This window comes from Streptomyces sp. NPDC096311 (assembly GCF_044763085.1).
Classification (GTDB): domain Bacteria; phylum Actinomycetota; class Actinomycetes; order Streptomycetales; family Streptomycetaceae; genus Streptomyces.
This window is the reverse complement of sequence record NZ_JBIWFN010000026.1, coordinates 40,870-54,038: the sequence shown is the minus strand read 5'-3', so window position 1 is coordinate 54,038 and position 13,169 is coordinate 40,870. Positions and strand designations below refer to the sequence as shown.

The following is a 13,169-nucleotide window of genomic DNA, read 5'->3' as shown; positions in this document are numbered from 1 at the left end:
AGGTGGGGTACGGGGCAGGGTGCTCGCGGCTTTCGGACACCGCGGTGGGACATGGCCGGTCAGCGCAGTGCCGTCGCCTCGATGCCCAGGAGTTCCGCGAAGGCCCGCTCGCCGTCGGGCGTGACCCTGACCGCGCGCTCCGAGCCGATACGTACGCACCAGCGGGCGTCCAGGGCGTGCCGGCACAGGGCCGCGCCGGCGGTACCCGCGAGGTGGGGGCGGCGTTCGGTCCAGTCGAGGCAGCCGCGGGTGAGGGGGCGGCGGCCGGTGCGGTTCAGGTCGATGCCTGCCTCGTCGAACCATCGCAGGCCCGCGTCCGTGAGCGCGAACCCGGTGTCCTGGCGGAGCAGGCCGCGGTGGGTGAGGGCGTCGGTGAGGGTGATGCCGAGGCGGCCCGCGAGGTGGTCATAGCACGTGCGGGCGCGGGCCATCGCGCAGCCCGTGCCGGCTTCCCGCAGGGTGCGGGGGCGTCGGGTGGTGTCGGGTGCGATCTGGGAGGCGAGGTCCTCGACGAGTTGGGCGACGTGGGGGTCCGCGAGCCGTACGTAGCGGTGTCGGCCCTGTCGTTCCTCGGTGAGCAGGCCGCCGGCGACGAGCTTGCCCAGGTGTTCGCTGGCCGTCGAGGGGGCGACGTGGGCGTGCCTGGCCAGTTCCCCCGCGGTCCAGGCGCGGCCGTCGAGCAGGGTGAGCAGGAAGGTGGCGCGGGTCTCGTCCGCGAACATCGCCGCCAGTGCGGCGAGTCCCGGTGCGACCGGATGCGTCGACCTCGTCATGCCTTTCATCATCCGCCCTCGACATTTCGGCCCCAGCCGAACGGTCGCCGGGCCGAGGGGGATCTCGGGCTGCGGGTGGGTGGGGGCTCGGCGCGCGGTTCCCCGCGTCCCTGAAGCGGGGGCTTCGCCCCGCATCCCCGCATCCTCCGCCGATTCGGTCGGCTGCCGGCCGGTGAGGGCTGGTCGCGTGGTTCCCCGCGCCCCTGGGGCGCGGTCTGCGCCCCGGCGCCCCATCGCTTCGGCCCCACGGGCCTCGTCCTCGCACGCCGGACGCGCTGGAGGCTTTGAGGGGCGCGGGGAACTGCGCGACCAGCCCCCACGCACCCGCAGCCGGCGAACCCGCCCGGGGGCCTGTCGCCCCGGCGCCGTCAGTCCTCGCCCGTCGCCCTCCCGAACTGCTCCGTCAGCCCGTCCAGCAACGCTCCGAGTCCCACCTCGAAGGCCCGCTCGTCCACCTTCTCCTGCTGGTCGGCGAGCAGGTGGGCCTGGCCGAGGTGGGGATAGTCGGCGGGATCGTACGCGCTCTCGTCGTCGACGAAGCCCCCGGCGAAGGACCCGAGGGCGGAGCCCATGATGAAGTAGCGCATCAGAGCGCCGATCGACGTGGCCTGGGCCGGTGGCCAGCCGGCGTCGACCATCGCGCCGAAGACGGCGTCCGCGAGGCGCAGCCCGGCGGGTCGGCGCCCGGGACCGCGGGCGAGGACCGGGACGATGTTCGGGTGGTCGCGCAGCGCCGCCCGGTAGGACACGGCCCAGTCGTGCAGGGCGGTACGCCAGTCCCGCCCGTCCTCGAACATCGACAGGTCGACCTGCGCGCTCACGGAGTCCGCGACCGCTTCCAGGATCTGGTCCTTGGTGCGGAAGTGGTTGTAGAGGGAGGGCCCGCTCACACCCAGTTCGGCGGCGAGCCGCCGTGTGGAGACGGCGGCCAGACCCTCCGCGTCCACCAGGGCCCGTGCCGTGTCGACGATCCGGTCGGTGCTCAGGAGGGGCTTGCGCGGTCGGGCCATGGCGCACATAGTAGGGCTGCGGGCTTAAACTAGCAGTGCTAATTTAGCTTTTCGAATGTACGGCTTTCAAGTGGGGTGACCGTCATGAACCTGGAGCTCAGCGAGGAGCAGACCGCCGTCCGGCAACTCGCCAAGGACTTCGTGGACCGCGAGATCGCCCCCCATGTCGTCGAGTGGGACCGGGCGGAGGAGGTCGACCGCTCGCTCGTGAAGAAGCTCGGCGAGGTCGGCTTCCTCGGGCTCACCGTCGACGAGGAGTACGGCGGCAGCGGCGGCGACCACCTCGCGTACTGCCTCGTGACGGAGGAACTGGGCCGCGGTGACTCCTCCGTACGCGGCATCGTCTCCGTCTCGCTCGGTCTCGTGGCCAAGACGATTGCGTCATGGGGGAGCGAGGAGCAGAAGCGGCAGTGGCTGCCGGGGCTGACCTCCGGCGCCTACGTGGGGTGCTTCGGCCTCACCGAGCCCGGCACCGGCTCGGACGCGGGCAACCTGACGACGAAGGCCGTACGCGACGGCGACGACTACGTCATCAACGGCACCAAGATGTTCATTACCAACGGGACCTGGGCCGATGTCGTCCTGCTCTTCGCCCGCTCCACCGACGCACCCGGCCACAAGGGCGTCTCCGCCTTCCTCGTGCCGACCGACACCCCCGGCCTGACCCGCCGCACCCTCCACGGCAAGCTCGGCCTGCGCGGCCAGGCCACCGCCGAACTTGTCCTGGACGACGTACGCGTACCCGCGAGCGCCATGCTGGCGCCCGAGGGCAAGGGGTTCTCCGTGGCCATGTCCGCCCTGGCCAAGGGGCGGATGTCGGTCGCCGCCGGGTGTGTCGGCATCGCCCAGGCGGCCCTGGACGTCGCCGTGCGGTACGCGACCGAGCGGGAGCAGTTCGGGAAGACCATCGCGCACCACCAGCTCGTCCAGGAACTGATCAGCGACATCGCCGTCGACGTGGACGCGGCACGGCTGCTGACCTGGCGGGTCGCCGATCTCGTCGACCGCGGACTGCCCTTCGCCACGGAGTCGTCGAAGGCCAAGCTCTTCGCCTCCGAGGCCGCCGTGCGCGCCGCGAACAACGCGCTCCAGGTCTTCGGCGGCTACGGCTACATCGACGAGTACCCGGCGGGCAAGCTGCTGCGCGACGCCCGCGTGATGACCCTCTACGAAGGCACCAGCCAGATACAGAAGCTGGTCATCGGGCGGGCGCTGACAGGAGTTTCCGCCTTCTGAGTACGCCGGCACGCGGACTTGAGTACGGGGGCGGATGCGGCGTCGGTCGCGTCCGCCGACCCTTGTCCCCATGAGTGAGACACCCGTCAAGCATCAGAACACGGCGGCCTTCTACGGGCAGGCCGTGGCCTCCTTCTCCGTCGCCATGGTGGCGACCGCCGTCGGTATCTACAAGCTGCACGCCGACGCCTGGGTGCGAGCCTTTCTCGCCATCGCCGTCCTCTACCTGGTGACGTCGTCCTTCACGCTGGCCAAGGTGATCCGGGACCGTCAGGACGCGGGCGCTGAGCGGGCACGCTAAGCGCCCGCTCAGCTTCGGCGGTATGGTGTACCTCCTGTCAGCGAGAGGGGCGAACCAGCGATGAGTACGGCGGAGGAGACGGCCGGCGGCGAGATGCAGCCGTGGGCCGAGGTCACCCCGGACGCGGCCCGGCGGCTGCTCGTCGCCGCCGTGGAGGCCTTCGCCGAGCGCGGATACCACGCGACGACGACCCGGGACATCGCGGGCCGCGCGGGCATGAGTCCCGCGGCGCTCTACATCCACTACAAGACCAAGGAAGAGCTGCTTCACCGCATCAGCCGGATCGGGCACGACAAGGCGCTCGACATCGTGCGCGGCGCGGCGCAGGGCGGCGGCAGCGCCGCCGAGCGGCTCACCGACGCCGTGCGGTCCTTCGTACGGTGGCACGCCGGGCAGCACACCACCGCGCGGGTCGTGCAGTACGAACTGGAAGCTCTCGGGCCCGAGGCGCGGGCGGAGATCGTCGCGCTGCGACGGCAGACCGACGCGGCCGTGCGCGGCATCATCGCGGACGGCGTGGCGGCGGGCGACTTCGACGTGCCGGACGTGCCGGGCACCACGCTCGCCGTGCTCTCCCTCTGTATCGACGTGGCCCGCTGGTTCAACGTCGACGGACCCCGTACGCCCGACGAGGTCGGCGCGCTCTACGCCGACCTCGTGCTGCGCATGGTCGGGGCCAAGGAGTAGCGGCCCCGGGGTGTGTGCGGGGTGCTCAGACGTAGTAGCGCGACACCGACTCGGCGACGCACACCGGCTTGTCGCCGCCCTCGCGCTCCACGGTGAAGGCCACGGACACCTGGACACCGCCGGGTACGTCCTCGACGCCGGTGATCTTCGCCGTGGCGCGCAGTCGTGAGCCGACCGGTACGGGGGCGGGGAAACGGACCTTGTTCGTCCCGTAGTTGACGCCCATCTTCACGCCTTCGACCTTGATCAGCTGCGGGCCGAAGAGCGGGAGCAGCGACAGGGTGAGGTAGCCGTGCGCGATCGTCGTGCCGAAGGGGCCGCTCGCGGCCTTCTCGGGGTCGACGTGGATCCACTGGTGGTCGCCGGTCGCCTCCGCGAAGAGGTCGATCCGCTTCTGCTCGATCTCGACCCAGTCGCTGTACCCCAGCTGTTCGCCCACCGCGGCCCGCAGTTCGTCGACCGTCGCGAACGTCCTCGGCTCTGCCATCTTCCCGACCTCCCACGTCTCCATGTCTAAGCAACTGCTTAGCATGGTCGGGTGCGGGGCGCATGTCAACGGACCGGACGTGTGACGAAGGCGGTAGGGCGGATGACGAAGTAGGTAGGGTTGGAGGGGTGCCCCAGATCCCTGAGAAGATCCACGAGCTGACCGTCGGCCAGCTGTCGGCCCGCAGTGGCGCCGCCGTCTCCGCCCTGCACTTCTACGAGTCCAAGGGCCTGATCAGCAGCCGTCGCACCACCGGCAATCAGCGCCGCTACCACCGTGACGCCCTGCGTCGTGTCGCCTTCGTCCGGGCCGCCCAGCGCGTCGGCATCCCCCTCGCCACCATCCGCGAGGCGCTCGCCGAACTCCCCGAGGAGCGCACCCCGACGCGCGAGGACTGGGCCCGGTTGTCGGAGGCCTGGCGTTCTGAACTCGACGAGCGGATCAAGCAGTTGAGCCGACTCCGGGATCACCTGACCGACTGCATCGGGTGCGGTTGTCTGTCCCTGGAGAACTGTGTGCTGTCCAACCCGGACGACGTCTTCGGTGAGCGTCAGGCGGGCTCCCGGCTCATGGTGGAGCGCGTCACCGCGCGGCCGGAGCCGCAGCGGTCACAGGGGGCGCAGGAGTCGCAGGGCGCGGCCGAAGAGTGCTGCTGAGGGCACTCCCCGGCCCGCTCCGCGACCGCGCACACCGTCACTCGTACTCCGTGCCGCCCTTGCGCGTCAGATACGCCGGGCTGACCGCCTTCGCGATGGCCCGGTCGCCGGTCACCGGGCTGTAGCGCTCGACGGCAGGGCGTATCACGACGCCCTCCCGCAGATGCAGGGCGCGCCCGGACACGGTCTCCCGGCCCGAGGCGACCTCCAGGACGCGGTCGATGTCGTACGGGCCCTCGTACAGCCGTGGCACCAGCGGCAGTTCGCCGTCGAGGAGCACGGCAGCGTCCAGCCAGCGGACCTCGCCGGCGATCTCCGCGGACACGTCGAACACGGCGTAGCCGAGGGACTCGCGGCGGCCGTCGGCGCCGTACGACAGGTCCTGCACGCCCGCCCCGTACACCTCGCCGAAGATGCCGACCCGGCGGGCGCCGAGCCGTTCGGCGAGCCGGGCCGCGGCCGCCGCGACGCCGTGGGCGTGGACGGCACGCCAGTACAGATTGCGGGAATCCTCCTTGAGGGCGAGGGACTTGGCGCCGAAGCCCTTGGAGGAGACGTACACGCGGTCCTGGTCGGCGAGGTGGGTCAGCAGGCAGGCCGAGCCGTGCAGCTTCTCCGTCAGGACGACGTTCTCGCCCGGCGCGAAGATGTCCGGGTACCGCTGGATGTTCTCGATGTCGACCCAGGGCAGCAGATCGGGCGCGGACTCGACGTCGCCGTTCATGGTGGGCGGGATCGGCGGCACCCACTTGACGATGCCGAGCGCCTCGGCGAAGTCGGTGCCGTCCGCGGCGGCCCGTGCCAGGTCGACGTCGGCCAGCGCCTTCGGGCGGCAGACGATGCCCTGCGACAGCTCACCGCGCAGGCGCACGGCCCTGACGCGGTCCGAGCCGGGGCCCGCGAGGCGTCCGGTCAGGCCCAGCTCCTCGATGAGCGTGGTGGGGAGCACGGACTGCTCGGGGATGTAGACGGCACTCTCGCCGGTGCGGTACGCGCCCTTGGCGACGACGGCTCGGTACAGGCCCACCTGGGCCAGTTCGAGCGCGTCGGCGTTCGGATGCTCGTGGACGGTCAGCACTTCGGCGGTGACGCGCAGCGTCGACATCGGGACTCCTCGGGATCCGCGGGCAGCACGGGTACCTCATCGGGGATTCATCGAGCCCAACTGTCCCGAGGAGAAAGCGGTGGAGCGAGCGGATTTGCGCCTGCTAGCGTCGGCCCACCAGGTGTCTTCGGTTGCGCCCCCGCCGAGGTCGGCGCCCCGAAGGGGCGCGGGGAACTGCGCGCCCAGCCACGGACAATCCCGCAGCCGACGACTCACCGCAGTCCCCGTGACCCGGCCGACCCCGAGCATCACCCCGACCGCCGACCGCCGACCGCCGACCGCCGACCCCTGCCCCCCGTTCAACCCAGCGGAGCGCTCACGCGGAGACGAGCAACCGCCCGCGCCTGGCCTCCACCAGTGCCTCGGGCGTGAGGACGGGCCGCGGTACGACGATTCCGCAATCCGTGCAGACGGGACCCGACGACGGTTCGTGGGCCAGGTCGTACTTCCAGGTGAGGCGCTCACCGGTGCAGACCGGGCAGACCGTGCCCGGCTCGCGCTCCAGCGCGGCGATCAGCCGGCGAAGCACCTCGGCCAGTGATTCATGGGGGTGGATCCGCGGATCGTCGCACCACGCGACGCCGAATCCGCCCCAGGTCAGCCGATGCCAGTCGTCCACGCTGCCCGGCCGGCGCAGCCCGTCGTGCTTCTCCTTCTTGCGGCGCTCGGCGAACTCGACCTCGTAGGCGAGCCAGACGGAGCGGGCCTCTTCCAACTCGTCCAGTGCGGCCACGAGCCGCGCTGGATCGGGAGACCGGTCCTCGGGGCCGAACCCGGCCCGGGAGCAGAGATGGTCCCAGGTTGCCCGATGCCCGTAAGGGGCGAACCTCTCCAGGCACTTGCGCAGTGAATAGCGTCGCAGTGCCAGATCATTCCTCGGATCTCGCACCTGTCTCGCCAGACTCCGAAAACCCGCCATCGCCCTGCACCTCCGTCACACCTGCACCTGTACTTCGGTCACTTCGGCGTTGCCGTCCCAGGGACGTCGCCGAGTAGACGTATCGACACGCGATTCGGCTCCATCCAATTTCCGATGAGCGCCATAAGTCACCGGCCGAACTCCCTCCGGCCTACCTCCCCTCGCTGTCAGCGACCTGTTGAAAAGCCAGTGGGCCGGGATGAGCGGGGTGCCGCCGGATCCGCATGGCCCGTCGATCTCTAAACGGCTCGTGACGTCCGAACTGCTCAGTGATCGTTGAAAAGTTGACGCATGTTCATCTTCCAACTCGGGGATACCGGCGGTAACGTCCGGCCCACCCCCGTCGGTAGGAGCAGCCATGCCACGGCGCACCCCACGCACCGCACTCGACAGACAGAGAACTCCCCGCAGATTCCCCAAGTTCCTGGGGGCGGCATCCATCTGTGCTCTCATAGCCGCCCTGCTGTCCCCGCTGACCCAGGCGGCGGCCGCCGACACCACGACCGCGCTCGCCGCCAACGACTACTGCGGCGGCCAGTGTTCCGACATCCTTCCGCCCGGTCAGAACGGCAACGCCACCCTCGCCCAGATCCTGCTCAACCAGGCCTTCGGCGTCCAGCCCGACCATGCCGAGGACCAGCTCGGCCCGTACAGCAACCTGGCCTCGGGTGCCGCCACGCTCACCGACGCCAAGATCAACGACTTCTTCAACGACGCGTCCTTCGGGGTCGCCTCCGACCAGGTCGCCTCCACCACCGCGCCCGGCGGACGCACCGACGTGACGATCGTCCGCGACAAGAAGACCGGTGTGCCGCACATCACCGGCACCACCCGCTACGGCACCGAGTACGGCGCCGGGTACGCCGCCGCCCAGGACCGGCTGTGGCTGATGGACGTCTTCCGGCACGTCGGCCGCGGCCAGCTGACCTCCTTCGCCGGCGGGGCCTCCTCCAACCAGGGTCTGGAGCAGGAGTTCTGGCGCAACGCGCCCTACACCGAGGCCGATCTGCAGACTCAGATCGACAACGCCATCGCGAACAACGGCGCCCGCGGCCAGCAGGCCCTCGCCGATGCCAACGCCTACATCGACGGCATCAACGCCTATATCGACGCCTCCGACAGCGGCCGCTACTTCCCCGGTGAGTACGTCCTGACCGGCCACAAGGACTCCATCACCAACGCCGGCACCATCGACCACTTCAAGATCACCGACCTGGTCGCGCTGGCCTCCGTCATCGGCTCGCTCTTCGGCTCCGGAGGCGGCGGCGAGGTCAACAACGCCCTCTCGCTGCTGGCCGCCCAGTCCAAGTACGGCGTGACCGAGGGCACCAAGGTCTGGGAGTCCTTCCGCGAGCGCAACGACCCCGAGGCGGTGCTCACCGTCCACAACGGCGAGAGCTTCCCGTACGCCTCGAAGCCCGACACCGCGCAGGGCGAGGCCCTGCCCGACGCCGGCTCGGTGACCCAGGAGCCCCTGGTCTACGACCGCACCGGCAGCGCGGCCACCGCCACCGCCACCGGCGCCTCGGCGACGGCGGCCGCCACCACCCTCACCTCCGCGAAGCGCGGAATGTCCAACGCCCTCGTGGTGAGCGGCAAGTACACCGCCAGCGGCCACCCCATCGCCGTCTTCGGGCCGCAGACCGGCTACTTCGCGCCACAGCTCCTCATGCTCCAGGAGATCCAGGGGCCGGGCCTCAGCGCGCGCGGCGCCTCCTTCGCGGGCCTGAGCATGTACGTCGAACTCGGGCGCGGCCAGGACTACTCCTGGAGCGCGACGACCTCCGGCCAGGACATCATCGACACGTACGCCGTCGAGCTGTGCCAGGACGACTACCACTACCTGTACCACGGCACCTGCACCGCCATGGACAAGGTCGAGCGGACCAACTCCTGGAAGCCCACCACGGCCGACGGCACCGCGGCGGGCTCGTACCGCATGCAGGTCTACAGGACCAAGTACGGTCCCGTGGAGTACCGCGCGACGGTCGGTGGCAAGAAGGTCGCGTACACGACCCTGCGCTCCTCCTACATGCACGAGGCCGACTCGATCATCGGCTTCCAGATGCTCAACGATCCGGACTACGTGAAGAGCCCGCAGACGTTCCAGGGCGCGGTGCAGCACATCAACTACACCTTCAACTGGTTCTACGCCGACTCCTCGCACACCGCGTACTACAACAGCGGTGACAACCCGGTGCGGGCGGACGGCGTCGACGCCGAGTTCCCGGTCTGGGCGCAGGCCGCGTACGAGTGGCGGAACTGGGACCCGACCACGAACACCGCCTCGTACACCCCGCCGTCCGCGCACCCCAACTCCATCGACCAGGACTACTACATCTCCTGGAACAACAAGCAGGCCAAGGACTACACCACGGCCCCCTGGGGTGACGGTTCCGTGCACCGCGGGAACCTCCTGGAGGACCGGGTGAAGAAGCTGGTCGCCGCGGGCGGGGTGACCAGGTCCTCGCTCACCAAGGCGATGGCCGACGCCGCGCTGGCCGATCTGCGGGCCGAGGACGTGCTGCCGAAGCTGCTGAAGGTCATCAACAGTTCGACGGTCACGGACACCACGGCCGCGGCGGCGGTGACCAAGCTGTCCGACTGGGTGACGGCCGGCGCCAAGCGCAAGGAGACCTCGGCCGGTTCGAAGGCCTACGCCAACGCCGACGCGATCCGCATCCTGGACTCCTGGTGGCCGCTGCTGGTGAAGGCCGAGTTCGAACCCGGTCTCGGCACCGACCTGTACACGGCCTTCTCCAACAACCTGCCCATCGACGAGTCCCCGTCGGCCGCGCACGGCCCGACCGGCGCGCACGCCGGAAGCTCCTTCCAGTACGGCTGGTGGAGCTATGTCGACAAGGACATCCGGGCGGTCCTCGGTGAGTCGGTGCAGGGCGGACTGTCGCAGAAGTACTGCGGCGGCGGTACCCTCAGCGCCTGCCGGGACGCCCTGATCAGCACACTCAAGACGGCGGCCGGCCTGACCGCCGCCCAGGTCTACCCGGGCGACGACCAGTGCTCGGCGGGCGACCAGTGGTGTGCCGACTCGATCGTCCAGCGGACGCTCGGCGGTATCAAGCACGGCAAGATCACCTGGCAGAACCGGCCGACCTACCAGCAGGTGGTGGAGTACACGTCGCACCGGTGACCCCGGAGCGCGTCGCGGACTCCCGGCGGCGGGTCATCGCACACGGCCCGCCGCCAGCACCAGCTGGGCCAGCTCCCGGTGGCAGATGTCGCTGTGGGCCCCGCTCGGGGGCCCGCCGCGGTTCACCACCGCGCACGCGTCGACGTTCACGCACCCCGACACCGGCAGCTGCGCGCGCAGCGCGTCGGCGAGCGTGAACGTCTTCGTGCCCTCCACCGCCTGCACCCCGTCGTGTCCCATCGCGCCCCAGCGGGCGCCCAGGAGGTGCCCGGGGTCGACGCCCAGCACCGAACGGTCGTCGTCCGCCATCCTGGAGGCCAGCGGATAGATCGTGCCGAGCGCCATGTCGAAGTGGGAGTAGCAGCACACCACAGGGCCGTCGACGCGGCTCTGCTGACCGTGCAGCGCGCCGCTCGCCCCCGGGTCGCCGGGCAGCGACGCGGCGAACGCATAGTGCGAGAACGCCCCTTGGAGCAGCGTCACGGACTTCACCGTGCGCACGCCCTCGGGCAGTCCGCGCAGCGCGAAGGAGACCAGCCGTCCGCCGAAGCTGTGTCCGACCAGATGCACCCGCACCCCGGGCGCGGCGGTCGCGAGCCGCCCGAGCGCGCTCCCGAGCCCACGCTCACCCACCGTGCCGGCGCGCCGCTTCATGGCGTAGTAGGTCGCCTGGCGCAGCAGTTCACGCGCCCCGTCCCAGGGCCGCGGCAGGGAGAAGGTCTCGCCGGGGGCCGTCATCCCGGCCAGCGCCTCGGCGAACTCGCCGCACACGGTGGCCGTGTGCCCGAAGAGCATCGCCGGGTCGCCCTGCGGGCCGCCCTCCGCCAGCGTGTCCGCGGCGAAGGCGGCCTGCGGTCCCTGGGGTGGTACCTCCACCAGCAGCCGCACCAGACGCCCGAACTCCTCCAATGAGGCTCCCTCGTCCGGCTGTTGGTCCAGCAGGCGCGCGATCTGCTCGACGACCGTCGCCCGGCCGGGGAACACCTCCAGGAGCGCGTGCCGGGTGTCCTTGTCGAGCGCGGTGCGGGCGGCGGCGGGCACGTCGGCGGGGACGTCGGCGGCTACCGACCGGGGAAAGTCGGGGATCGGCTCGTCCGAGAACCGCATCGAGGGCCACACCACACCGACGTAGCCCACACGCGCGTGCGGCGCGAGACCCGGCACGGGCGCGAAGAACTGGCTGTAGAGGCGCGTCGCGCCGGAGCGGTCGTTGTTCCAGCCGTGCGCGAAGACGATCAGGTCACGCACTGCGCGCCGGGGCACCTCCGCGAGCAGCCGGTCCCTTTCCCGGCCGTCCACGTCCCCGTCCGCGTCGAAGGTCAGCTCCCAGTAGGGAGAAACACTGACTGCCGGATCCGCCATGGCAAGCCCCCTCGTCCCCCGAAGGCGGTGCGATGTGGGCGCATCGTCCTACCGGGGGCGAGGATTGGCCATACGTCACGACTCAACCGCGGAAAAGAAGTTCTTTCCGCTCATCCGTAGAGAAGATATTCCTTCCGGATCTTTTGGAAGGCCTTCAGCTCGTCCTGCCAGGCGGCCACGACCTCGTCGGTCGTCGCCCCCGCGTCGATCATCGTGCGCACCCTGGCGGAGCCGGTCAGCTTGTCGATCCAGTTGTCCGAGCGCCAGGCGAAGCCGCTCCAGACCTTCTTGGCGGTCACCAGGAGGGCGATTCCGGTGCGGACGGGGTCGTACGCGGCCCGGTCGTGCACATGGATCTGCACGCCGCCGATCGTCTTTCCCTGGAACTTGGAGAAGGTCGGAGCGAAGTACGCCTCCCTGAAGCGCACGCCCGGGACCTTGAGCCGGTTCGCCTCCAGAGCCCATCGGCCGTCGATGCCCTCCGCGCCCAGCAGCTCGAACGGACGGGTCGTGCCGCGCCCCTCCGACAGGTTCGTCCCCTCGAAGAGGCACGTTCCGGAGTACACCAGGGCGGTGTCGGCCGTCGGCATGTTCGGGCTCGGAGGCACCCAGGGCAGGCCGGAGGCGTCATAGAAGTCCGACCGCTTCCAGCCCGACATCAGTACGGTGGTCAGCTCCACCGGCGCCGCCAGGAACTCCCCGTTGAACAGCCGCGCGAGCTCCGCCACCGTCATCCCGTGCGCCTGCGCGATGGGCTGCCGCCCGACGAACGTCGCGAACTCCTTGTGCAGCACCGGGCCCTGGGCGGTCCGTCCGGTCACCGGGTTCGGCCGGTCCAGCACCACAAAGCGCTTGCCCGCGAGCCGGGCCGCCTCCATGCAGTCGTACAGCGTCCAGATGTACGTGTAGAAACGCGCGCCCACGTCCTGGATGTCGAAGACGACGGTGTCCACGCCGGAGGCGGTGAAGACGTCGGCGAGAGGCTTGCCGCTCTTGAGGTACGTGTCGTAGACCGGGAGTCCGGTCGCCGGGTCGTCGTAGCGGCCCTCGGAGCCGCCGGCCTGCGCGGTGCCGCGGAAGCCGTGTTCCGGGCCGAAGACGGCGGTCAGCTCGACGCGGGGGTCGGCGTGCATCACGTCGACGATGTGGCGAACGTCTCTGGTGACACCGGTGGGGTTCGTGACGATGCCGACACGCCGGCCGTGGAGGGCGGCGTAGCCGGACGCCTGGAGCTGCTCGAAGCCGGTACGGAGGGGGTCCGTATGGGATGTCGTCCTGGTGGGGGTGGTGGGGGTGGTGGGGGTCGCCGCGAAGGCGGCGGTGGCCGTGGCGGTGGCTGTGAGGAGGGCTCGGCGGGAAGGGCGCATGGGGGGACCTCCGTGATCGCGGAAGGCTGGCACCGGCACGTTAGGCGCTCCCGCGGAGAGTTCGTAAGCGGCGGGCCGTATGCGGCTGGTCGCGCCCACGCGGCGGAGCCGCATA

12 protein-coding genes are annotated in these 13,169 nt (G+C 70.5%); 5 read left to right on the top strand and 7 right to left on the bottom strand.

The genetic code is table 11. The features are described from left to right. Positions 1–59 precede the first annotated feature (59 nt). Complete coding sequence (locus tag ACIRA5_RS44935) at positions 60–773, bottom strand: ArsR/SmtB family transcription factor (RefSeq protein ID WP_403701807.1); 714 nt, start codon at positions 771–773, stop codon at positions 60–62. Positions 774–1,141: 368 nt separating this feature from the next. Further along, complete coding sequence (locus ACIRA5_RS44930) at positions 1,142–1,783, bottom strand: TetR/AcrR family transcriptional regulator (RefSeq protein ID WP_403701804.1); 642 nt, start codon at positions 1,781–1,783, stop codon at positions 1,142–1,144. 84 nt (positions 1,784–1,867) lie between these two features. On the opposite strand from ACIRA5_RS44930, the gene ACIRA5_RS44925 reads away from it, so the two are divergent. From ACIRA5_RS44925 to ACIRA5_RS44915, 3 genes are all read left to right on the top strand, one after another. Further along, positions 1,868–3,019: an acyl-CoA dehydrogenase family protein gene (locus ACIRA5_RS44925; RefSeq protein WP_403701802.1), complete on the top strand. Its 1,152-nt coding sequence runs from the start codon at positions 1,868–1,870 to the stop codon at positions 3,017–3,019. 70 nt (positions 3,020–3,089) lie between these two features. Further along, positions 3,090–3,320 carry a YiaA/YiaB family inner membrane protein gene (locus ACIRA5_RS44920; RefSeq protein WP_067365118.1) on the top strand — a complete coding sequence of 77 codons (231 nt, stop codon included), beginning with the start codon at positions 3,090–3,092 and terminating at the stop codon, positions 3,318–3,320. 60 nt (positions 3,321–3,380) lie between these two features. Continuing rightward, on the top strand, positions 3,381–4,007 hold the full coding sequence (locus tag ACIRA5_RS44915; protein ID WP_403701799.1) for a TetR/AcrR family transcriptional regulator: 627 nt from the start codon (positions 3,381–3,383) through the stop codon (positions 4,005–4,007). A 25-nt stretch (positions 4,008–4,032) separates the two neighbouring features. Here ACIRA5_RS44915 and ACIRA5_RS44910 read toward each other — a convergent pair whose 3' ends face one another. After that, complete coding sequence (locus ACIRA5_RS44910; protein ID WP_352050929.1) at positions 4,033–4,494, bottom strand: MaoC family dehydratase; 462 nt, start codon at positions 4,492–4,494, stop codon at positions 4,033–4,035. A 128-nt stretch (positions 4,495–4,622) separates the two neighbouring features. On the opposite strand from ACIRA5_RS44910, the gene soxR reads away from it, so the two are divergent. Beyond that, entirely contained in the window at positions 4,623–5,150 is a 528-nt protein-coding gene (soxR, locus tag ACIRA5_RS44905; protein ID WP_403701796.1) for a redox-sensitive transcriptional activator SoxR, read from the top strand. Between the two features lie 37 nt (positions 5,151–5,187). On the opposite strand, the gene ACIRA5_RS44900 is transcribed toward soxR, so the two are convergent. Both ACIRA5_RS44900 and ACIRA5_RS44895 read right to left on the bottom strand, forming a co-directional pair. Continuing rightward, positions 5,188–6,255 carry an RNA ligase (ATP) gene (locus tag ACIRA5_RS44900; protein WP_403701793.1) on the bottom strand — a complete coding sequence of 356 codons (1,068 nt, stop codon included), beginning with the start codon at positions 6,253–6,255 and terminating at the stop codon, positions 5,188–5,190. Positions 6,256–6,571: 316 nt separating this feature from the next. Next, positions 6,572–7,174 carry a hypothetical protein gene (locus tag ACIRA5_RS44895; protein ID WP_403701790.1) on the bottom strand — a complete coding sequence of 201 codons (603 nt, stop codon included), beginning with the start codon at positions 7,172–7,174 and terminating at the stop codon, positions 6,572–6,574. Positions 7,175–7,532: 358 nt separating this feature from the next. Here ACIRA5_RS44895 and ACIRA5_RS44890 point away from each other — a divergent pair, with 358 nt between their 5' ends. Continuing rightward, positions 7,533–10,325, top strand: a complete 2,793-nt coding sequence (locus tag ACIRA5_RS44890) for a penicillin acylase family protein (protein ID WP_403701788.1) — start codon at positions 7,533–7,535, stop codon at positions 10,323–10,325. A 33-nt stretch (positions 10,326–10,358) separates the two neighbouring features. Here ACIRA5_RS44890 and ACIRA5_RS44885 read toward each other — a convergent pair whose 3' ends face one another. Both ACIRA5_RS44885 and ACIRA5_RS44880 read right to left on the bottom strand, forming a co-directional pair. Beyond that, positions 10,359–11,687: a serine-threonine protein kinase gene (locus ACIRA5_RS44885; RefSeq protein WP_403701785.1), complete on the bottom strand. Its 1,329-nt coding sequence runs from the start codon at positions 11,685–11,687 to the stop codon at positions 10,359–10,361. Positions 11,688–11,797: 110 nt separating this feature from the next. Then, a complete protein-coding gene (locus tag ACIRA5_RS44880; protein WP_403701783.1) occupies positions 11,798–13,054 on the bottom strand; it encodes an exo-beta-N-acetylmuramidase NamZ domain-containing protein in 1,257 nt (418 codons plus the stop codon). Positions 13,055–13,169: the final 115 nt, after the last annotated feature.